This window comes from Sporosarcina sp. P7 (assembly GCF_002743425.1).
Lineage (GTDB): Bacteria > Bacillota > Bacilli > Bacillales_A > Planococcaceae > Sporosarcina.
Map to the genome: position 1 here is coordinate 202,107 of NZ_PDZF01000003.1, position 21,933 is coordinate 224,039.

Consider the following 21,933-nt stretch of genomic DNA (forward strand, 5'->3'; position numbering starts at 1 on the left):
AATCTGTCGCTACATGCGGAGTACGAGGAGAGATGGTATGAAGTTGGTAGGGTGTATTTTAGTAGCGGGGATTTTAGGAATTTTGGCGTTTACGGGACCTATAGGTTGGTATATGTTAGCTGCCATCATCGTCGGAGTGATTTTCAGGTCGTTTTGGTTGTTGAAGGAAATACATCAACATACCGTCCCAGTCGATGCGTACGATGGCGTGAAGGATGCATACGAGAGATATATTCTTGAACGAGAGGAACGGGAAAAGTCGGAGCAAGATGGTTGAGGCTAGAACTTCAGTTGGGAAGAAGTGAATGACACAGCGTGGTGTATGTGTATCGACAGTTTGTGGGAATGGGTGAGCGCGTGTGAAATGGATTGGCATGATCGTGGCGGTACTTGTAGTTATGGTGTCTGTGTGGATCGTTGTGAATAAATCCTATTATCCTTCTCTACCAATAGAAAATCTATCGGCGAAAGAAGTCATCAGACAATTGACTGATTCTGATCGAAAGATTGTAGAAATTGCTGCAGAGGAAGACTCCGCGTGGTATATCACAAGAAGCCAGAACAAAGGTATTTCAATAGCTGATGAAACGATTAAAGAAATGATCGGCTCTAGAGGGTGGGCATTTAAAGCAAAAGAGGGTTCAGGCCTTTTCTTTGAAAAAGAAGGTGAGACCTTGCTCGTTACGACGCAAATGTGGACGAAAAAGTATGTTCTGGTTCATGTGTCAAATCAGTTTAAGGAAATGTGAAGTAGATGTTGTTGTGAAGTGGCTGTGCTTTTGATATGAATTTGATGAGCTAGAAAAGGATGTGATTATCATACAACTTATACAAGGAACCGGCCAATTTAATATAGTTTGTAGGATAACTTGTGTTAGGTGATTCTTCAATCGAGCGCTTTACTTCAATAAGGAGTTAAGAACCTTTTTCTTATTAAACTATAGGGACAGGTTAGCATAATAGATTTTGAGAAACTTGGGAATGAAGTGTATTCAATGGAGAATGTTAAATGGATAAATGGAAGCCATAAAGAAGATAACCGTATTTTTGATTCGGAGTTTGAAGTTAAAGAATGGACAGAAGGATTATATCCAGATTTTGTTGCCTATTTAAGTAATAAAAATAATGTAGGATATACAACACCTGATGAAAAGGTAATTAAATATTTAACAACTCTTTTTCCTCAATGGGCTGCTTATAACAATATCCAAATTGATGTTTGTATAGAAAAAACGGAAATAAATGGTCAAATTATCTATAAAATTTGGACAGTGAAATTATAATTACTTTTCAATAATAGGTGCGATAACTGAATAAGGATTTTCCATAATCGGGCCATTTTGTGAAGGAGGTTAAACGATGGATTGGGACGCTCTGTTTGAAGTTTTAAGAAATATATTCATGATTCTATTCATTATGTTTTTTGTAATAGATGTTTTTTCAAAAAGATCTTATAAAGTTTTATACCATTTAGCATTAACATTTGGAGTCGCTTTCTCGGCTTTCATATGGAATTGGTCAATAGGATTCAAAGTGGGGTTTATTGCTCTCTTTTTAATTGTGGCCGTAAAGACCATTTCGGACGTTAGAAAAAGTGAGATAGATACTAATACAGAGGCGTGAATTTTAGTGGTATCTGTAAAGCAAACGGGGACGATAACTGAATAAGTATTTTCCAACCAAGAAAGACATTTGGTTTTTCTTAATCATTTGGGGTTTTATTCTTTTCATGATTTTAACTTACATTTTCGGTGGAGAACCTGTTGGCTGGCAAATAATCACTTATAAAAGTGTACCTGGATATATCATAGGTGCATCCATTCTAGCTTTATTAATATGGATTTGGTTTGGAACAGGTTATAAGGTTGAGGGGGAATTGCTGAAATTAAAATTTGGTCCGTATAAAAGTAAAGTACAAATCAAAGAGATCAAAAAAATCAGCAGAACAAAAAGTCCATTTACAGCGCCTGCTCTATCCGTTGACAGGTTGGATATTCTTTTTGGCAAATATGATGTGATAAATATATCTCCCAAAAATGAAAGTGAACTTATACATTCATTGTTAGCTGTAAACCCCAATATACAAATAGACAAGATTTCTTTGGAATTCAATGAAAAGTAGAGGTACTATCATTTCCATATTCGTAACGCGATTGCTTAACAGGGGATCGGGTCAAATTATTGAACACTCCTTCAATTGAATAGAAAAGGATAGTTATAGTCAATTATCATACGAGATTGTTAAAGCTGAAAAAGTGTTGGAATGGTGGAAAATATACATGTCCCAGTTATGGATATAAAACATTAGATGAAAAGCCATCCGGCACTTTCGATATTTGCGGTATTTGTTTTTGGGAAGACGATAACATTCAATTTGCTGATCCAGACTATACTGGCGGAGCTAACGAGCCGTCGTTACAAGAAGCACAAAATAATTTTATCGAATTTGGTGTAGCAGAAAACAGAAGTGGATTGGAAATCATTATATGATCAGAGATTACTATAGAATCGAGTGCGATTTTATAGTAAGGAATTGCGTTTGATCTATATAAGGACCACTTACTTACATACAGTATGTTGGAAAATTGGGAGATAATGATATGGAATTTGATTTGATTTGGATTGGATTAGGAATTGCTGCAGCTGGATATTTTGTAGGAGATGGGCTCAAAAATTTTAAAAATCCGAATGCTAAAGATAGTATCAGCGAAATCTTTAGCGATGATGATGAACACGAATTGATAAGGGAAAATAATGTTCATTACTTCATGGGGATTTCCAAAGAAGATGCGAAACACTTGATTCAAGAATATCCAAACATACCGCGCGTAGTTATAAATAATAAAATATATTACCCTAAAGCAAAACTTCGTAAATGGTTGTCTGATATAGGGGCGTGAACGATCTAGTAATTTGGCCGGATTGTTTGATAGGTAAAGTTTTCAATACAAAGGGGGAGAGGTAAATGATTCTTGGATTGCATCATGCGCAGATCACAATTCCGAAAAATGCGGAAGAGGAAGGTAAGAATTTTTATTGTGATGTATTGGGATTGAAAGAAGTAGAAAAGCCAGATTCACTTACTGGTCGTGGAGGATTCTGGTTGAAAGTCGGAGACAGAGAGGTTCACGTAGGCACAGAAGACGGTTTTAACCGCTTAACGACAAAAGCGCATGTAGCTTATCTGGTAGAGGATCTCTTACATTGGAAAGGCGTGTTAGAACAACATACTATTCAAATCATTGAAGGCGTACCAATTCCAGGTTATGACCGATTTGAATTTAGAGATCCGTTTGGGAACAGAGTAGAAATGATTCAAGAATTATAAGTTCAGGGTTCAGCAAATGGAAGCAGTTGTTGAATAAACACCGTACCAGCAGCGGGGAAGCTTTGTATAAAGAATGGAGTGAGAGTTAATGGCAAGCCAGGTTTTTGGGATGATTATTCTCTGGATTATAGGATTATTCATTCTTTATCTAGTGATCTATAAAGCAGTCAAAGAAGGAATTAACAAGTCTGTAGTGGGACAGTCAATAGAAAGAACAACCGAGCCTGTAGTAAATAAAAAGTCATTTACTGATGATGATTTAGATAATTAAAAGGTTTACATGCAAATGAGTGCAGTTGTGGAAGATGATTTAGTCTAAATAGGGCCAGATTAGTATGATTAAATTTGAAACGAACCGACTAGTATCACGTCTAATCATAAAAGGGGTCGGGAATAATTGGAAGATTATTTGTCGTTGTCTCCATAACTTCTATTTTCGGACTATACGGATGTGTAACCAATAACACTAATGAAGAAAATGTAAGTGGTAAACCGATTATTATTGAGCCTAAACAGGTGGATGATTTCAAAGTATCAATACATGTCGAGAAAGACCTTAATGTTTATGCCACGATTACTTATATAGGAGAAGCAGCTGAAAAGATATATATCATGGGGGAAGTATTTTTTTCTTTAATATTTATAATCAGGATGTAGATGGGGAAAATAATGTTCCAGCAGAATATACTTCATTTCGTAACACAATAAAGGAATTTGACGCTATTGTATTTGTAACGCCTGAATATAACCGTTCTGTACCTGCTGTATTAAGTAATGCATTAGACGTAGGTTCACATCCTTATGGAGCGAGTGTATGAAATGGTAAACCGGCAGCGGTTATCAGCCAATCACCTGGTAATTTGGGTGGATTTGGTGCAAATCATCATTTACGTCAAATCCTTGTACCCTTAAATATGCCAGTAGTTCAACAACCGGAAGCTTATATTAGTAATGCTGCAGCTTTATTGGATGAAAACGACAAAGTGAAAGATCAAGGAACTGTTCAATTCTTACAAACATTCGTTGATGCATTTGTTCATTTGATTAAGAAATATCAAGCATAAGGAAACTGCCGTTTTATGCGATTCTTTAATAAGAATCGCTTTTCTTATTGAACTAACGGACCAGTTAACAGATATTGAAAAAGGGGAGAGAGAGATTAATTTAGAGTCCATAATTAGTTTGTTTAATATTGGTGGCATAGTATTCACGCTGTTTTTCCCTCTAGTTGATATGATACGAAACGCCCCACCAGGATCCGCACCATTTATCACTTGGTAGACGTGCTTTTTCTAAAAGGGCACCACGTTATGGAGAAAAGTTGGCAAGCAACATAAAAATCTAAACAATCGATTAGAAGAGAGGAAGTAGTATTACTTCCCTCTTTTTTTACTGTAAATGGATAAATGATTTGGAAGACGGAATAGTTATAGCGTAAAATAGAATGGGAATCCTTGAAAACCCAAATAACGTCTATCGTCATGATCATTGAGCGATAGAGTAAAACATATTAAGGAAGGAGACTCCAATGAAAAACTTCATAAAATACTTTTTGTCTTCATTAATACTAATACTTTTCTTAACTGGATGCAGTTCCACTACCGATCAACGAAGTGAAGATGTATTCCAATACAAAGGATCATTTATTGGTGATAACAGTGCAGTCATCCATATAATTGGCCAACTGCGTTATGCCGAAAAGTTTGAGGAAGTGTCGCTTGAAACCAAAACAGAACCATATGGTATGACGATCAAGTATGAAAATATGGACGCGGCGATAGGGGAAAGTGAATATAAAGAGACAGCGGTTTACAATGCTAGTTATTTATTCGCGCTCATCGATAATGCGGAGTGGGCTAGCTTTAAATTTGGAGACTATGCCTATACAATTCATAAAACGAAATTACAAGACTGGTATGGGAAAGAGTTAAACGACTTTACGAATGAAGAAGAATTGAAAGTTTTTATTCAAGAAAAATTACAAGATGACAGTGAACTACAACAGCTGTTTGCGGAATAAAAAACGGAAAATTCATCATTGTAAGAACAATATAAGATGCAACAGAAATCCATCATTCTATGGTATACTTGCAGAAAAAATCAGGCATATTTGGAGATGGACAACGATGATACGATTTGAAAATGATTATACGGAAGGCGCGCATACGCGAATTTTGCAACGATTAATTGAAACAAATGAAGAACAAACTCCAGGATACGGTATGGATGAACATTGCGAAAAAGCTAGAGAGTATATTCGTAAAGCGTGTGAAGCGCAAGAGGCGGATGTTCACTTTTTAGTAGGGGGAACCCAAACAAATACTACTATCATCGCGTCGATTTTACGTCCTTACCAAGGCGCAGTCGCTGCGGAGAGTGGTCATATCGCGACACATGAAACAGGCGCTATTGAATCTACGGGACATAAAGTACTGACTGTACCTAGCGAGGACGGGAAAATTTCAGCGGAGCAAGTGAAAGAGCTAGTGGATGCCCATTGGAATGATGCGAGTCCAGAGCACAGTGTACAGCCGGGTCTCGTGTACATTTCGAACCCTACTGAAAATGGAACGACTTATACTAAAGCGGAATTGGAAGCTTTGAGTAAAGTATGTGGGGAATGCGGATTGCCATTAATACTGGACGGTGCCCGACTTGGGTATGGGTTGGCTTCGGTTGATAATGATATTACGTTAGCAGATTATGCACGACTATGTGATGTGTTCTATATTGGCGGAACGAAAATTGGTGCATTGTTTGGTGAAGCAGTTGTCATTACCAATAATTCATTGAAAAAAGATTTTCGATATTTCATTAAACAACGTGGCGGCTTGCTTGCTAAAGGGAGACTGTTAGGCATCCAGTTTGAAACGTTGTTTGAAGATGGTTTGTACTATGAAGTTTCGAAACATGCGGTGGACATGGCGTTGATCCTTCGACAAGCATTTGTAGAGAACGGGTTTGCATTACGTTATGATTCGACAACTAATCAGCAATTCCCGATATTGCCGGAGTATGTCATGACGGAGTTGAGCAAAAAATATTCATTCACCTTCTGGGAAAAAGTCGACGCTAGCCATAGTGCGGTTCGTTTTTGTACCAGCTGGTCTACTAAGAAAGAACATGTCGACATGCTCGTCCATGATTTGCATCTGCTATGTATTACATCCTACTAGTAGCTGGTTGGTGCCACTGACAACTCAACTCTTTTTGTGAGACCTTACCGTTTTGGGTGAGGTCTCTTTTGTGATGGTATGGCACGTAGTAGTGCCTCTAGACTGTAGATTTGTAGTATAGAAGACTATGGAATAGGGTCGTTTATTTAGAAAATGCGAGGGAATAGATAACCAAATACCTTAACGAAAAGAGGGGGAGCAGATGAAGCAATTTTTTCAGTTGATCGGCATAGGAATTGCCGGTGGTGCCGTGTTGGCGCTACTCATGCTTGTCATATGGACTGTAACAGGAAATGAAGCGTATATTTTGCTGTACAATGTAGATTATTTCCCCATCATTCATGTCTTTTCGCACGTCGCTTGGTTCGGCATCGTCTTTCACTTCGTCTTTTGTATTGCCAGCGTGTTGGGGCTGTTTTACTTATTAAAATTTTTCAAATGGCAATATAACATGTGGCCGTATGTTGTGGTATATACAGCGGGGAGCGGCGTATTGTATTTCCTTACCTTGCTAACCGATCAGCCGCCAGCAGCGGATGACGGCATGGCGTGGTTATACTGGACGGTAAGTCATTTGATTTTTAGTGTGCTCGTTGCTAGCCTAGTCATCCGATACGTTGATCGGGTTCGTGTGTAGCGTATCTGGGATTCAATTGTATGGAAAATATAATAAGTTGGATGAACTTACGGGAATCCATGGTATATTTAATAAGTCTCATAAGTAGACGCAACCGCTTATTATCCATTCCCTGTTTGCTTTCAAATGGGAAGAGAATCTTATTTATTTTACAAGCTTGGCGCTTTTCAAGGATAAATACCTTGTGCCGGACGTAAGGTGTATAGATAGTGTGTATACGCATGGTATCCAAACTTGTGTAGCGTCGAAGTCATTTTTTCAAAAAAGGAGCCTTTACATGAACCTCATTCAAGGTCTGATCAGCTTTATCTTGCACATTGACGAGCATCTAGTCGATATTATTCAAATATTTGGCGGCTGGTCGTACGTCATCTTATTTTTAATCGTTTTCATTGAAACTGGAATCGTTATTTTTCCGTTTCTACCTGGAGATTCCTTACTTTTCGCAGGCGGTGCATTTGCGGCGCTAGATGCTTTTAATATTTGGTTGCTTGTCGCGGTCTTCTTCGTTGCGGCGGTCATAGGCGATACAGTGAACTACCATATTGGACGTAAAGTGGGCATGTCGATTTCTCCTGGCAGTTGGCTAGGGAAAGTCATAAACCAAGAGAAAATGACAGCTGCGGAGGCGTTCTTTAATAAACACGGCGGGAAAACCATCCTGATTGCCCGTTTTATGCCGTTTGTCCGGACGTTCGCTCCGTTCGTTGCGGGCGCGAGCCGCATGAATTACCGGTACTTTGCTTTCTATAATGTCGTCGGGGCAGCTTTTTGGGTAGGTCTGTGCACGATGCTAGGGTATTTATTCGGTAATATTCCTATTATTAAAGAGAACTTTTCCACGGTGTTACTTGCGATTATCTTTTTATCTGTTCTGCCTGCTTTGATCGGTATGGTAAAAAGTAAATTTAGCAGTCAACCTGCAAGATGAGAAGAAACAGTTTAAGGTGCACTAGTGAAACGTTTGATGGAATAAGGGGTTCAGCAGAAAAGTAATTGGTTGTTTTATCACAATGTGTCAATGAATACCTATGCATGCTTAGTTAGTTGACATCTAAATCGGTTCAATTTATAGTGAGCCTATACATGTATACGAACACTTCCGTTAAGGGGAGTAGCTATGACAGTAAAAGTCGTCAACACAGGATGGATGTCCTCGGCTTTACTGGCAACTAACGTTGTTTGCGAGACCTTACCAATTATTTGGTGAGGTCTTTTGTGATTGTAACAGAGACATCTAAGCCACTAATTGGTTTTGATGTCTCTTTTGTTTTTGAAAATTATAGGAGGTTACACTTTGAGTATATATCAAGAACTTGTCCAGTCGATTGTCGTGAATAAAAAGAATCGTCTGATAGACTTTCATCCGTCTATGCAGCTCGTCGGAACAGGAAGGAGTGCGTTTGTATTTCGAATCAAATTCTCGAACAAGGCGATGAAGGTATTCTTTTCAAACTTTGAGTATATTGCGAAGGAAGAAGCGGAGATTTATCGATCGCTCAAGGATATTCAGTACTTTCCACGTATTTATGAGGCAGGTGCGAATTACTTAGTGATGGATTACGTGGAAGGAGATACACTTTTTGATTGCCTAACAAATGGGCGTTTGATTACAGAAGCTCATATAGAAGAAATCGACTATGCCTTATCGTTAGCAACCGACGCAGGTTTGAATCCTTCAGACATTCATTTACGCAATATATTGATCACGCCTGACAATCGAGTGAAGCTGATTGATGTGGCGCGGTACAGACAGAAAAAAGACTGCAAACAGTGGAGTAATTTGAAAAAAGCCCATCGTCAATTTTATCAAAAACGATTCTTTTGGAAGAAAGTCCCGAGTTCGTTTTTGAATGGTGTAGCGTTCTTGTATAAAAAGGGACTCATTCCGTCATATCGATTATGAAAAGAGATTTCAGTGTTTCTATAACATGAGAATGGACTTTTCGCATACATGCACCTACACAGACTTTCATTTGTCGAATAGTATGCTGTAACGAAGAATAGATTGTTAATAAGATATCACTTTTTCACTTCACTATTATGTTCGAAATGTACGTAATAAAAACGCGTGAAAATAAGAGAAGGGGCGTGTGAAATGAGTATCCTTTTATATTTAATAATTGGTGGTGTGATGGGTTGGTTTGCTAGTCTGATCATTGGTAAAAGTGTCCCAGGCGGTGTGGTGGGGAATGTGATTACAGGTATCATCGGTGCGTGGATTGGAGGCAATTTATTTGGCAGTTGGGGACCGCGTTTAGGTGACTTTCATGTCGTCCCTACTATTGTCGGTGCGTTGATTTTTGTCATAGTCGTCAGTTACATGATGAAAGCAGCGCGGAAACATCGGTGAATAGACAGGGATGAGGGCTACCCGAAATGTGGAGGTAGCCCTATTTATTGATTGATAAACAGCATGCAACAGGATGTTTAGTTTTTGTTATGATCTGCAAAAAACGTCATCGCTTCGCTCATAAATTGTGCCAAACCTGCACCGAATTGATCGATATTCGTCGTGAAGCGTTCGTCTGCTATATACATATGCCCCAAACCTTTGAATGCTTCCAATGTGTAGTGATGGCCAGTGTGTGTATTCAAGAACTCATACCATTCTGTAATAGCTGTTTGTGCTTCAGCGGATTCAGGCGGTGTGTTTGTAAGATGTGCTAATTTCCGGTAGATGTCATTCATTTTTTCACCGACTGCTTTGTTTTCGAATGCGGTATTCGATTGTTCAACCGCTTTTGCTCCCCATAATTTTCGAGCCTCTTCTTCATAGGGATTGTGATTAAAATTAAATCCTTGAAACTTCTCTTCGTTCGACATGTCCCTCTCTCCTTTTATATACTGTGTAGTTTTATCAATAGTCGCAATCATTTGATCGATCCGTTCGCGTTTCTCAAGCAATAGTTTTCGATGTAGCTGAAGAGCTTGCTGGCGGTCAAATGACGGTTCGCTGAGAATGTTCTTTATTTCTTTAAGAGGAAATTCTAGTTCTCTGAAAAATAGTATTTGCTGCAAAGTCTCAAGGTTCCGTTCGGAGTAATAGCGATAACCATTGTCTGTTGTCTCCTCGGGTGTCAGCAATCCGATTGCATCGTAATGATGAAGTGTGCGTACGCTAATACCGACTAAATCCGCGACTTCCTTTACCTTCATTTTCATTATCAACACCTCCTTACTATGTAGTATAAAGTGTAACGTAACGTGAGGGTCAATACAGTCAGTAGAGTTTTTAAAAAAAGTAGTGCTATGCAATTCGTAGAATAATTAGATAGTTTATGGGATAATGAAGGCAATGAAGAGGGGGGTTCGTTATGGATAATCAATTTCCGATCGGAAAATTACACGTTCCTGAACAGGTGACGTTGGAAGATATTCAAAAGTGGTTACAAGAAATTGAAACATATACTACCCGATTAAGGGGAACTGTAGATTCATTGACTGACGAAGAGCTAACTAAAACGTATCGCGCAGGTGCATGGACAGTTCGTCAATTGGTACATCATATTGCAGACTCGCAGTTGATTATGTATCAGCGATTAAAGCTTGCGTTAACAGACGACCATCCAACAGTACCCGCATTTGATCAAGAGAAATGGGCTGTACTACCTGACAATGAGCTACCAGTTGAGCCTTCCATTAAGATGCTTGAAGGGATCAATGAGCGTATTGTAGCGTTAGGCAATAGTCTGACGGAAGAGCAACTACAACGAACATTTACTCATGAAGTAAACGGCGAGATTGCCGTAGCGACAAAAGTAGCGAAACTGGCTTGGCATGAAGCGCATCATTTAGCGCATATTGAGATCGCTTTGGCGAAATAATGGAAGATACGGTGAACTGGCTTATCGAACTTCGATAAGCCTTTTTCTATTTTGGTTTTTATGTGTTACGTTGCAGACCCTTTTTATGTATGAGCAACAAACGAAAGTAAAGTCGTCATGTTTAATTAGCTTCACGCCAAGTTCATCTGTTCAGAATATAGTTAGCTTTTTTAAGTTGTCTGAATCATGATATAGTTAATACTAGTTTTCAAGAAATAGACTTGTGTATGTGAACAATTATATGTTGGATGATCCGAAGTGAGTAAATGGAGGTTTACTGATGTTGAAGGTCGTGGTGATATTTCTGCTGGCCGGCTTAGCGGAAATCGGTGGAGGTTATTTAATTTGGCTATGGTTGCGCGAAGGGAAATCTGCAATGTTTGGATTATTCGGCGGCATTGCCTTAATTTTATATGGCGTAGTGGTCACATTTCAGACCTTTCCAACCTTTGGCAGAGTCTATGCGGCATATGGAGGCGTGTTCATCTTTCTATCCGTATTATGGGGATGGGGAATTGATAAAAAAACTCCTGATTTGTATGATTTCATAGGAGCCGGTATTTGCCTAATTGGTGTGTCTGTCATATTATTTGCACCTAGATCGTAATAGTGATTGGCGTATGAAAAATATTCGCTTCATTCCAAGTGAAGGCCTACAGTCTATAAGGGGAGAGCATGACGCAAAATGAAATGTTCACTATCGGGAAGTTGTGTGCCGCTGCCCAAGGGACCATTGTGACAGGTATACCGGACTCATGAAATGAATAGAAAATATAAAACGCACCCATTAGCCAGCGGGTGCGTTTTGTGTCGTTTCATTCATATACACATGACCGTCTGAAGTGGACGGAATGTGGGTCTGTTGACGTTTGGCCCAATGATACCAGCTCCTGAACAAAAGGATGATCAACACGAGATCCACCGCATCACCTCCATAATACATAAGCATGGCCCCTGTGCGCGCTTCTTCAATGGGTACACCGGCAGGCGGATAGGCGTATAGGAATTTTGATAGAATTCCGTGTCCCGCAAGAGCCGCAATAAAGACTACAGTGCGGAAGCGGTAACTGTACCGACGAGATACAGGATCGGTGTATAAAAGAGAAATGGTAAATAGATATCCCGCAACGAACACATGCATGTGGATCAAGACATGGAGCCAAAGATGATGGTGCATGGCCGCAAACAAGCCTGTCGTGTATAACAGCCAAAGTCCGCCGATATTTAAAATGGAGGCAGTGACGGGATGTGTATAGAACCCCGCAAGTCGGCTTCTTAGCAAGGAGCTTACCATTCTTGCCTGTCGAACGGGTAATGTCCGGAGCAATAATGTTATGGGAGCGGCGAGCGCCAACAGAAGGGGACCGATCATACCGAGCAAGAGATGTCCCAACATATGCCACGTGAAGAAATCATGTGACAGTTCGGCAAGCGGTCCGACAACAGCACTTGCTGAAGCGAGTACACCCGCAATCCATAACACGATCCGTTTTCGTGGCCATTTACGCAAGCGGCTTTGCCGGTTGGAATGAAAGACAGCGCCCCCGTAGAATACGATGGCGAGCAACGCAAGCATCCCAAATAACCAATCGGTTGCACTGATATAGGAATCATGTGGCATGAGGCATCAGCCTTTCCGCCGAGCGTGCATTCCGTTGCGCGGACTTGATGAGCAACAAACCTGCCGCAATCATCAAAATCGCAGTAACGTTCCAAACGATATCATACGGAACAATGTCCACGTGATATCGGATCTGATGTATGCGCATGACCTTGTGTTGAATGGTCCCGTCATACAGTTGGAACGCACCGCCCCCGAGTAACTTGCCACCCCAGAACATCTTATGCCATAACGCATGCCTTCTGCGCAAATCCGCCACTAAATACAACCCTCCCACTGTCGCAAACCAACTAAATGCATGAAACAAACCATCCGATACCAATCCAACCGCCACCGTAGATTTATCATAAAACTTATGCCAATGAAGTAGCTGGTGGAATACTGTCTCATCTAAAAACGCCACGAACCCGAGTCCGAATAATATACCCGCCCATAGATTTCTCTTCTGATAACTTTTTCGGTTCGTCCAGTTTTTCACTTGCAACACAGCCATCTATTACTCACTCCTTTCCTTTTATACGCAGTGTTCCCTAAAAATGCGGCATTTAAAACATGTTGCGTGGCTAGTAGAGCGGATGGGTAGACTCATAGAACGCTCTGTCTCGAAGTATGATCGGATATCCGTAGACATTGAGCGGATACACGGTCGTATAGAGCGTCTTACCGGGGTCTATGATCGGATACGCGTCGCAATAGAGTGGATGGACGAACACATAGAGCGCACTCCGCTGAAGTATGATCGGATACCTGCAAACATTGAGCGTACACACATCCACATCTGAAAGCTTTCATGATAAAAATATAGTAGCCATCCAATAATTTATGGTAACTTTTCCCGCATAATCTGCTAGAATACGAATAAAGGGAGTGAGAGCCGTGAAAATTGTTATTGCGCCTGATGCATTTAAGGGAAGCTTGCATGCAGAAGAAGCGGCCGACGCTATATATAGTGGCGTAAAAAAAGTATATCCGCACGCAGAAGTCGTCCGTTTACCGGTTGCGGATGGTGGTGAGGGGACGCTGTCTGTCCTCATGTCGTCAACTGGGGGGACGTTGCGAACCGTGTCTGTGCAAGATCCGCTTGGTCGCGCAATGGATGCGCACTTTGGTGTGCTTGGTGACGGCGAGACAGCGGTCATTGAAATGGCACAAGCGTCCGGTTTGCTGTTGCTTGCGGATCATGAACTCGATCCAATGAAAGCGTCAACATTTGGTACAGGGCAATTAATTCGTCATGCGCTTGATGCAGGTTACAGGAAAATGATTATTGGACTTGGCGGGAGTGCGACGAATGATGGGGGAACAGGCTTGCTCGAAGCACTAGGCGTTCGTTTTTTAGCCGACGAACAGGTAGTGCAGATGAATGGCTCAACGCTGTCAATAATCGATGAAATTGATATCTCGCAACTGGATAAACGTTTGCTGGAGACGGACATTCGCATTGCGTCCGACGTAGAAAATCCGTTTGTCGGTGAGCAGGGTGCGTCATTTGTTTTCGGTCCGCAAAAAGGGGCGGATGCAGAGATGGTTCTGCGTCTGGATGAAGGGTTACGTCATCTGGCGGACATGACGGAAAGGCAGACAGGCGTGCGATTGCATGAGCTGCGCGGTGCGGGGGCGGCTGGTGGAAGTGCAGGGGCATTACTTGCGTATTGTGGCGCTAATCTTAAAAGTGGAATTGATGTCGTGCTCGAAGCGATGGATTTCGCAAAGCAACTATCTTCAGCAGATTTCATCGTCACAGGGGAAGGGAAGACAGATCGGCAGACGCTTGCAGGCAAGGCATTAATGGGGATTGCCAAGCTTGCGAGAGTAGAGAATGTTCCGGTCATCGTCATTTCAGGGGCGATTGAAGAAGCGGCGCGTCAGGAACTACTTGAGTGGTTCACCGAATTGTATTCATTAGACGATGGAGAGAAATCGTTAGCTGAATTGATGGCACAAGCAGCAAAGTTATTGGAGAACAAAGCGTCAATTGTCCTGCAACATAGACAGTAGAAAATAGTTTTTTCTTATACCATGCATAGCTAGTAGGCGAGTAGGGTATAGAATCACAAGGAGGTGGTCAGATGTTTCAAGACGCGATTGACTGGCTTGTAGGGCCGGTGACTAATTTCATTTGGACATATGTTTTAATTGGACTTTTATTGGCGGCGGGTTTATATTTCACGATTCGCACGAAATTTGTACAAGTGCGCTTATTTGGTGAGATGTTCCGCCTGATTGTAGAGAAGAAGGATAACAATGACGGGGTATCGCCGTTCCAGGCATTCACAATTAGTGCCGCGTCGCGCGTAGGAACAGGTAACGTAGCTGGGGTAGCCCTAGCGATCGGAATTGGTGGGCCTGGTGCGGTATTCTGGATGTGGGTGATCGCCGTAATCGGCATGGCGACTGGATTCATCGAAAGTACATTGGCGCAAGTGTATAAAGTGAAAGATGGTGACACATTCCGCGGAGGGCCGGCGTATTACATGCAAAAAGCACTAGGCTGGCGGAAACTCGGAATTGTCTTCGCGATTTTACTGACGATGAGTTTCGGATTCATATTTAACGCAGTACAATCCAACACCATCAGTCAGTCATTCACTGAAGTATTCGGCATTCCGAACTGGAGTGTCGGGGTTGGCTTAATGCTATTAACAGGGATTATCGTCTTCGGTGGTGTCAAACGGATTGTAAAAGTAACACAAACCATCGTACCCATCATGGCGACCTTCTATATTTTGGTAGCATTATATATCGTGATTATGAATATTTCTGAAGTTCCAGGCATTATGGTATTGATATTCGAGCATGCTTTCGGAATTAAAGAAGTCATGGGTGGCGGAATCGGGATGGCCATGATGCAAGGTGTACGTCGCGGTCTCTTCTCCAATGAAGCAGGTATGGGTAGTGTGCCAAACGCGGCTGCTACAGCGAACGTATCGCATCCGGCAAAACAAGGATTGGTACAAAGTCTAGGTGTGTTTTTCGATACCATCATCATCTGTTCTGCGACCGCATTCATCATTTTGCTTGGCGGATTGTATCAAACAGGTGAAACAAACGGTATCATCTTGACACAAAACTCCATGGCTGTACAAGTAGGCGCATGGGCACCGTACTTCATTGCCGGTGCTATCATGTTCTTCGCCTTCAGTTCTATCATCGGTAACTATTATTATGGCGAAACAAATATTGAATTCATTCATGCCAACATCGTATGGAAACGAATCTATCAAGTTCTCGTACTGGTCATGGTATACTTCGGTGCAATCGCAAAAGTACAAGTTGTATGGGATATGGCCGACCTATTTATGGGACTAATGGCCATCATTAACTTAATCGTCATTCTACTACTTGGTAAAATTGCCTTTAAAGTACTGGACGACTTCACTAAACAACGTAAAGCCGGCAGAAATCCTGTCTTCAAATCAGCCAGCATCCCTGAATTAAAAGGCGCGGAATGTTGGGAAGAAACAGCAGAAAAAGCAGAAGATCGTTTGTAATAGAGGTGGTTTGTGGATGTGAGGGATATGATTTTTAATCTTTAACTTATTACCATGTATAAATTAGGATTGTAGCGGAAATCCCTTCTCCACACACTTCTAAGTTTAAAGCATTCACACAAACCATTTAGTCAAGAAGGAAAAAGTTTGATATACTATAAAATACTGAATAACAAAAATCGAATCGTAGTTCAGAAGAAGGATTCTGAACTTCGGTTCGATTTTTGTTTTGCATGTTTGAACACAACATGTTAGGGTTATATATGAATCAACACACTATATATAGTGTGTGACAGCAAATAGATGAATTGGTACCCACCACGTTTAAAAGGGAATCCGCCACTAACGGAGCTGCCCCCGCAACTGAGGGCACGGACGACTATCTTATAAAACCACTGCTTCGGCGGGAAGGAAAGATGGAAGAACGATGTGCCAGCCAGTAGACCTGCCAGTCATCTCAGCAAAACATTCTTCGGGGTTGGAGAGTGAAAGCACAAAGCAGTCTTATTTCAGTCTGCCTAAAACTTTCCGCGATCTACTAAGCGTCAATTGACGACTCCCGATTTTATTGGGAGTTTTTTTTATTTAGTACATAACCGAATTAATTAACTAAAGGGAGCGGATATCATGGCTATTATTCAAGAAACTAAGGGACTTAATCAAGTGTTGGAAAACTTACAAGAAGAATTCGGCAAGAAACAAATGGAGCCGTTAATCGAAGCGAGTGAGAAATTCCAGGAGCGCCACCCGGCTAGCACGGCAACTGAATGGACGAACGCGATGGTGCTGGAGTCTTTAAGCCGTATTGATGAAGCAAATACGTATTGGACGTTTGTAGCGGCACGAATTTATTTATTCGACGTCTATGCAAAGCAACAAGCATTGCGTGGGGCGGATGCTTATACCGACTTTGCGAAAAATGTAGAACGCTTGGTGGAACAAGGTTTATATACACCTGTTCTGACAGAGAAGTACAGCCGAGATGAGCTTCAGGAAATCGGTAAGCTACTCGATCCTTCCCGTGATCTATTATTCACATATATCGGTTTGAAAACATTGGTAGACCGATACGTAACCGTAAACTTTAAGAAACAGCCAGTGGAGCTGCCGCAAGAGCGCTGGTTGATCATCGCGATGACACTAATGCAAGACGAAACAGTAGACCGCATTCATAAAGTTGGCGAAGCATACTGGGCGATGAGCAATTTATACATGACAGTAGCGACACCTACATTATCGAATGCAGGCAAGATGCACGGTCAGCTATCCAGTTGCTTTATCGATACAGTGGATGATTCCTTACAAGGGATCTACAACAGCAACACCGATATCGCAAACTTGTCGAAATTTGGTGGCGGCATCGGCGTCTATATGGGGAAAGTTCGTTCTCGTGGTGCATCGATTCGCGGTTTCGAAGGCGCGTCAAGCGGTGTTCTTCCATGGATCAAACAGCTGAACAATACGGCAGTCAGTGTCGATCAACTCGGTCAACGTCAAGGTGCCGTAGCCGTTTATCTCGACGTATGGCATCAAGATATCTTCACATTCCTTGATCTCAAGCTCAATAACGGCGATGACCGTTTACGTGCACATGACATTTTCACAGGCGTTTGCTTGCCAGACTTGTTCATGGAGAAAGTCGAGTCCCGTGAAGACTGGCATTTATTCGATCCACATGAAGTCCGCACGAAAATGGGCTATTCATTGGAAGACTTCTATGATGAAACAAAAGGACAAGGAACATTCCGCGAGAAGTATGAAGAATGCGTCCGTAATGAAGATTTATCACGAGAGACGGTTTCAGCGATTGAAATCATGAAACGTATTCTGCGTAGCCAGCTCGAGACAGGAACACCATTTATGTTCTATCGCGACGAAGTAAACCGCATGAATCCGAATAAGCATGAAGGTATTATATATTCTAGTAATTTGTGTTAACAATAGCACCTTCAGTCAGTAATGGCTGTCGAAAACTCCGTTAAACGGGGGAACTCTTATTTAGTAAGACAATCCCGTGCTAAATCTCAACTTTTGTAGTATCATCAAATAAAGAACATTTGTTCTATAGGAGATGATATTTGTGGAAAAGCCATTTGGTTTTGTTTACGAGACTACAAATACAGTTAATAATATGAAATACATTGGAAAATGTATTTACGGTCGGATAAATAATTGGGAAACATATTTGGGTTCAGGTCTTTATTTGAAAAGGGCTTTTAAAAAGTATGGTAAGGAAAAGTTTAGCAGGGTAATTCTGGTTGAGGCATACTCAGATATAGAGTTGAATCAACTTGAGGAATATTATATTTCTAAACGAAATGCTGTAGAATCAAAGGAATATTATAATATTAAAATGACATCTATTGGCGGAGATTGTTTTACAACAAACCCAAACAAAGAGCATATCCGCAGTTTAAGAGTGAAACAAATGACAGGCGCTTCAAATCATCAGTACGGGAAACCAAAAACCAAAAGGATGATTGAAGCAGTCAAAAAGAAGAACTCAAAAGCAATCATAATAGATGGAATTGAATATTCATCAATAACTGCAGCATCTGTTGCACTTTCCCTTAATTGTACAACAATTTCGTATAGATTAGACTGTGATAACTTTCCTAGCTGTAAGAGAATTGTCCCGAAATCACTAAGACCAACCAACAAACATGCTGCTTATAAATGCCAAGTCCATGACGTGGTATATGAAAGTATTGCAAAGGCGGCATTAGCTCATGGCATTTCTACACATGCTATGAGAAACCGTATGTATTCCCGTAACTTTCCAGACCATCATATTATAGTTGAGTAAATGCCTAACGACTATCGAAAGCATAGCTAGTTGAAATAGCACTAGTGAAGAAGCGAGTAGAGTACCCCTCAAGCGAGGCCCTGATGAAAAACAGGGATAATTCATAAAGGGAAAAGCGGAGCATCCTACCAGGTCGTGCTGGGGATGATGATATAGTCTCCTCTGCATGGTGACATGCAGCAGCAATTAATTGCGGATTAAGCTTTGCGAGCTTAATTGAAGAAGAGGACTGAAATACTGCAAAATATGTCAGCAAGTACACATGAATCCGTAACACTAGAAGACGATATGGTCGTCACACGCACAAAGCCAGGTGATTTCGTCGTATGTAACCTGTCATCGATTAACCTTGGAAGAGCAGTAACGGCAGACGTGCTAGACCGTTTGATCAAAATTCAAGTGCGTATGCTCGACAACGTCATCGATCAGAACCAAATCCCAGTTGTACAAGCGCAACGCACCAATGCACGCTATCGTGGAATTGGACTCGGCACATTCGGCTGGCACCATTTACTCGCGTTGAAAAACATTCAGTGGGAATCGGACGAAGCGGTGGATTTCGCAGACAAGCTATATGAAAATATTGCGTATTTGACAATTAAAGCCTCAATGGAATTATCAATAGAAAAAGGCGCGTATCCATTATTTGATGGATCGGACTGGCAAACGGGTGAATACTTTGAGCAACGCGAATACGATTCAAATAAATGGCGTGAACTGCGCATGGATGTGGCAATGAACGGTATGCGTAACGGCTATTTAATGGCAGTCGCACCGAACAGTTCGACATCGGTTATCGCAGGCTCAACAGCGTCAATCGACCCAGTATTCAAGCCGTTTTACCATGAAGAGAAGAAAGACTATAAATTACCGGTCATTGCACCGGATTTGAATCACAACACGTATGACATCTACCGTCGTTCAGCTTACATCGTCGACCAGCGTTGGTCGATCAAGCAAAACGCCGCTCGTCAGCAGCATATCGATCAGTCGATTTCATTCAATATTTATGTACCGAACTCGATCCGCGCATCTGTGATTTTGGATTTGCACTTGCAGGCATGGAAATCGGGCATGAAAACCACGTACTATATGCGTTCAACTGCAGCGGAAATTGAGGAGTGTGAGTGGTGTCATTCTTAATCGCCTATGCTTCCTGGAGCGGCAACACGCAGGAAGTAGCGGAATTGATTACAGAAAGTCTCCAAAGTGAAGGCGTCGAAGTCGATACTCATCGTATCGGCATCGGTGTCCTCCCTGATATTAAAAAATACGACGCGTTTTGTATCGGTTCATTCACATGGGAAAAAGGTGCAACACCGGATGAAGTCAAAGATTTCGTGGCGGACATCGGCTATAAACCCGAGCTCGTCTATGTCTTTGGAACAGGGGATACCCAGTTTGGCGGTGATGAATTATTTTGCAAAGCCGCAGACAAGCTGGCGAAATTCTATCATTCACCTTTTGAACCATTAAAGATTGAGCAAAGCCCACGCGGCATACAAGAAAAAACCGTTACGAATTGGACGAAAGGAGTGCTCGAACATTGGCGACACTTACAAGAGTAAAAGTATTAAATCCTGCAAACCCGAACAAGGCAACAGCTATTTTCGGTGGGGAAGCAAGCGGCATTCTAAACTGGAACGACCTCGCGCATCCCCATTTCTATACATTACGTCAGCGAATCCGTTCCCTGTTCTGGACAGCGAATGAAGTTGACATGACGCAAGACGTCAAGCAGTTCTCGAGCCTGACGCAAGAAGAACAATCCGCATTCCTAAAAATTATCGGCCTACTGGCTACACTTGATGGTCCACAAACTGTCATCGCAATGAAAATCGCCGACTTCACAACGGATCCTTCCGTCAAGTCGATTCTCGCGACCATTGCAGACCAGGAAAGTGAGCATAATCACAGCTATGCGTACGTACTTTCATCAGTCACGAACTTGGACAAGCAAATGGAAGCCTTTGAAATGGGGCGTACAGACGAAGTATTAATGAAGCGAAATGAACGAATTGTAGATGTCTACAATGAATTTGCGGAGAACCCGACAATTGAAACGGTTCTAAAAGCGATGGTGTATACGACATTACTAGAAGGCCTATTTTTCTACAGTGGCTTCGCATTCTTCTATAACTTAGCACGCCATCAAAAAATGGTCGGCACCTCCACAATGATTTCGTACATCAACCGTGACGAACTACAGCACGGTAAAGCCATCAGCGATATCTTCCGTGCAGCTTTAGCTGAAAATCCAGAGTACAACACAGACGAGTTCACGGAATGGATCTATGACCAATTCCACCACTCCGTCGAGCAAGAAGTCATCTGGAGTCGCTATGTATTAGCAGGGATCGATGGCCTTGAGTTGGATGAGATGGAAGGCTACGTGAAGTATCGCGCCAATAAAATGTTACGCATGCTTGGCTTAAGCGAAATCTATCCAGAGTTCACAGATAATCCAATGAAGTGGATCCGTGCGTACGTCGATAACTTCGACGATACGAAAACGGACTTCTTCGAACAAACGAGCCGTCAATATGTGAAGACTAGTGATTTGAACGGCTTTGATGATTTGTAATGAATAAAGGGAGGGGAATCCGTGACGGGTTCCTCTTTTTTATGCGTGGAGGATGGGGAGAGCACCGTTTTCGTTAATTGAAGTCGTTTATATGTATGGCTGAGCGCTCATACTTCCACGCTATCCGCTCATACATTTCCTCAACCGATCAATGAATTCCTGAACGCGCTCTATCCATCCATTTAATCGCTCAATATATCTCGGCATCTGCTCTATGTTCCTAGTTAACCGCTCAATGTCGATCGAGGCGACTGCTCCATCAATTTTCAGAAGGAAACGCTCACAATATGGTCAAGCGCTCATACTTCCACGCTATCCGCTCATAAATTTGACTTACCCCCTGTCAAGTAGACACTCGATAAAACGCACATGAAGAAGTACTCTACAATCCGTATGTAATCTCTTATCTATCATGCAACCTGATTGTTTCTGTACGCAATAGGCGTTCCAGATAGTTTCCTTT

At 41.7% G+C, this 21,933-nt stretch carries 25 protein-coding genes, 3 pseudogenes and 1 riboswitch; of the genes and pseudogenes, 25 read left to right on the forward strand and 3 right to left on the reverse strand.

Going from position 1 to position 21,933, the window contains the following annotated elements; genetic code table 11:
• The first annotated feature begins 37 nt into the window (after positions 1–37).
• The 16 genes and pseudogenes from CSV60_RS05250 (at position 38) to CSV60_RS05325 (ending at position 9,494) form a co-directional block, all read left to right on the forward strand.
• Positions 38–277: an ATP-dependent Lon protease gene (locus CSV60_RS05250; RefSeq protein WP_099636209.1), complete on the forward strand. Its 240-nt coding sequence runs from the start codon at positions 38–40 to the stop codon at positions 275–277.
• An 82-nt stretch (positions 278–359) separates the two neighbouring features.
• Positions 360–749, forward strand: a complete 390-nt coding sequence (locus tag CSV60_RS05255; protein ID WP_099636210.1) for a hypothetical protein — start codon at positions 360–362, stop codon at positions 747–749.
• Positions 750–995: 246 nt separating this feature from the next.
• On the forward strand, positions 996–1,283 hold the full coding sequence (locus CSV60_RS05260) for a hypothetical protein (protein WP_099636211.1): 288 nt from the start codon (positions 996–998) through the stop codon (positions 1,281–1,283).
• A gap of 76 nt (positions 1,284–1,359) precedes the next feature.
• Positions 1,360–1,623, forward strand: coding sequence for a hypothetical protein (locus CSV60_RS05265; RefSeq protein ID WP_099636212.1), 264 nt, complete (start codon positions 1,360–1,362; stop codon positions 1,621–1,623).
• A 106-nt stretch (positions 1,624–1,729) separates the two neighbouring features.
• Positions 1,730–2,122 (forward strand): PH domain-containing protein, encoded by a 393-nt coding sequence (locus CSV60_RS05270; RefSeq protein WP_099636213.1) that lies wholly within the window; start codon positions 1,730–1,732, stop codon positions 2,120–2,122.
• A gap of 125 nt (positions 2,123–2,247) precedes the next feature.
• The gene (locus CSV60_RS05275; RefSeq protein WP_099632191.1) at positions 2,248–2,490 is read left to right on the forward strand and encodes a CPCC family cysteine-rich protein; all 243 of its coding nucleotides are present in this window, start codon (positions 2,248–2,250) and stop codon (positions 2,488–2,490) included.
• A 110-nt stretch (positions 2,491–2,600) separates the two neighbouring features.
• Positions 2,601–2,900, forward strand: coding sequence for a DNA-binding protein (locus tag CSV60_RS05280; RefSeq protein WP_099632130.1), 300 nt, complete (start codon positions 2,601–2,603; stop codon positions 2,898–2,900).
• Between the two features lie 65 nt (positions 2,901–2,965).
• Positions 2,966–3,328 (forward strand): VOC family protein, encoded by a 363-nt coding sequence (locus CSV60_RS05285; RefSeq protein WP_099636214.1) that lies wholly within the window; start codon positions 2,966–2,968, stop codon positions 3,326–3,328.
• Positions 3,329–3,416: 88 nt separating this feature from the next.
• The gene (locus CSV60_RS05290) at positions 3,417–3,599 is read left to right on the forward strand and encodes a hypothetical protein (RefSeq protein ID WP_099628984.1); all 183 of its coding nucleotides are present in this window, start codon (positions 3,417–3,419) and stop codon (positions 3,597–3,599) included.
• 367 nt (positions 3,600–3,966) lie between these two features.
• Positions 3,967–4,392, forward strand: a pseudogene (locus tag CSV60_RS16115) (NADPH-dependent FMN reductase).
• 464 nt (positions 4,393–4,856) lie between these two features.
• Positions 4,857–5,348, forward strand: coding sequence for a DUF4825 domain-containing protein (locus CSV60_RS05300; protein WP_099636215.1), 492 nt, complete (start codon positions 4,857–4,859; stop codon positions 5,346–5,348).
• Positions 5,349–5,454: 106 nt separating this feature from the next.
• The gene (locus tag CSV60_RS05305; RefSeq protein WP_099636216.1) at positions 5,455–6,504 is read left to right on the forward strand and encodes a threonine aldolase family protein; all 1,050 of its coding nucleotides are present in this window, start codon (positions 5,455–5,457) and stop codon (positions 6,502–6,504) included.
• A 202-nt stretch (positions 6,505–6,706) separates the two neighbouring features.
• Positions 6,707–7,141 (forward strand): hypothetical protein, encoded by a 435-nt coding sequence (locus tag CSV60_RS05310; RefSeq protein ID WP_099636217.1) that lies wholly within the window; start codon positions 6,707–6,709, stop codon positions 7,139–7,141.
• Between the two features lie 277 nt (positions 7,142–7,418).
• Entirely contained in the window at positions 7,419–8,072 is a 654-nt protein-coding gene (locus tag CSV60_RS05315; RefSeq protein ID WP_099632123.1) for a DedA family protein, read from the forward strand.
• Between the two features lie 366 nt (positions 8,073–8,438).
• Positions 8,439–9,047, forward strand: a complete 609-nt coding sequence (locus CSV60_RS05320; RefSeq protein WP_099632122.1) for an RIO1 family regulatory kinase/ATPase domain-containing protein — start codon at positions 8,439–8,441, stop codon at positions 9,045–9,047.
• Positions 9,048–9,239: 192 nt separating this feature from the next.
• Complete coding sequence (locus CSV60_RS05325) at positions 9,240–9,494, forward strand: GlsB/YeaQ/YmgE family stress response membrane protein (protein WP_099636218.1); 255 nt, start codon at positions 9,240–9,242, stop codon at positions 9,492–9,494.
• Between the two features lie 77 nt (positions 9,495–9,571).
• Here the strand turns inward: CSV60_RS05325 and CSV60_RS05330 are convergent, their stop codons facing one another.
• Entirely contained in the window at positions 9,572–10,306 is a 735-nt protein-coding gene (locus CSV60_RS05330; RefSeq protein ID WP_099636219.1) for a MerR family transcriptional regulator, read from the reverse strand.
• A 152-nt stretch (positions 10,307–10,458) separates the two neighbouring features.
• Between CSV60_RS05330 and CSV60_RS05335 the strand changes: the two genes are divergently transcribed.
• Both CSV60_RS05335 and CSV60_RS05340 read left to right on the forward strand, forming a co-directional pair.
• Complete coding sequence (locus CSV60_RS05335; RefSeq protein ID WP_099632119.1) at positions 10,459–10,968, forward strand: YfiT family bacillithiol transferase; 510 nt, start codon at positions 10,459–10,461, stop codon at positions 10,966–10,968.
• 280 nt (positions 10,969–11,248) lie between these two features.
• Positions 11,249–11,575: a YnfA family protein gene (locus tag CSV60_RS05340; protein ID WP_099636220.1), complete on the forward strand. Its 327-nt coding sequence runs from the start codon at positions 11,249–11,251 to the stop codon at positions 11,573–11,575.
• Positions 11,576–11,755: 180 nt separating this feature from the next.
• On the opposite strand, the gene CSV60_RS05345 is transcribed toward CSV60_RS05340, so the two are convergent.
• Both CSV60_RS05345 and CSV60_RS05350 read right to left on the reverse strand, forming a co-directional pair.
• Positions 11,756–12,589, reverse strand: coding sequence for a cytochrome c oxidase assembly protein (locus CSV60_RS05345; protein WP_099636221.1), 834 nt, complete (start codon positions 12,587–12,589; stop codon positions 11,756–11,758).
• A complete protein-coding gene (locus CSV60_RS05350; protein ID WP_099636222.1) occupies positions 12,579–13,082 on the reverse strand; it encodes a DUF2243 domain-containing protein in 504 nt (167 codons plus the stop codon). Before CSV60_RS05350 ends, CSV60_RS05345 begins: the two co-directional genes overlap by 11 nt.
• A gap of 383 nt (positions 13,083–13,465) precedes the next feature.
• Between CSV60_RS05350 and CSV60_RS05355 the strand changes: the two genes are divergently transcribed.
• From CSV60_RS05355 to CSV60_RS05385, 7 genes and pseudogenes are all read left to right on the forward strand, one after another.
• A complete protein-coding gene (locus CSV60_RS05355) occupies positions 13,466–14,587 on the forward strand; it encodes a glycerate kinase (RefSeq protein WP_099636223.1) in 1,122 nt (373 codons plus the stop codon).
• A 71-nt stretch (positions 14,588–14,658) separates the two neighbouring features.
• Positions 14,659–16,080, forward strand: coding sequence for an alanine/glycine:cation symporter family protein (locus tag CSV60_RS05360; RefSeq protein ID WP_099636224.1), 1,422 nt, complete (start codon positions 14,659–14,661; stop codon positions 16,078–16,080).
• 292 nt (positions 16,081–16,372) lie between these two features.
• Positions 16,373–16,547: riboswitch (cobalamin riboswitch) on the forward strand.
• Positions 16,548–16,707: 160 nt separating this feature from the next.
• Positions 16,708–18,015: pseudogene (locus CSV60_RS05365) on the forward strand (ribonucleotide reductase N-terminal alpha domain-containing protein); the annotation flags it as partial.
• A gap of 145 nt (positions 18,016–18,160) precedes the next feature.
• Complete coding sequence (locus CSV60_RS05370) at positions 18,161–18,886, forward strand: GIY-YIG nuclease family protein (protein ID WP_099636226.1); 726 nt, start codon at positions 18,161–18,163, stop codon at positions 18,884–18,886.
• Positions 18,887–19,114: 228 nt separating this feature from the next.
• Positions 19,115–20,029 (forward strand): annotated as a pseudogene (locus CSV60_RS05375) (ribonucleoside-diphosphate reductase subunit alpha); the annotation flags it as partial.
• The gene (locus tag CSV60_RS05380; RefSeq protein WP_099636227.1) at positions 20,017–20,454 is read left to right on the forward strand and encodes a flavodoxin; all 438 of its coding nucleotides are present in this window, start codon (positions 20,017–20,019) and stop codon (positions 20,452–20,454) included. The pseudogene CSV60_RS05375 and the gene CSV60_RS05380, both read left to right, overlap by 13 nt.
• Positions 20,433–21,470 (forward strand): ribonucleotide-diphosphate reductase subunit beta, encoded by a 1,038-nt coding sequence (locus CSV60_RS05385; protein ID WP_099636228.1) that lies wholly within the window; start codon positions 20,433–20,435, stop codon positions 21,468–21,470. The genes CSV60_RS05380 and CSV60_RS05385 overlap by 22 nt, the downstream gene beginning before the upstream one ends.
• Positions 21,471–21,933 lie beyond the last annotated feature (463 nt).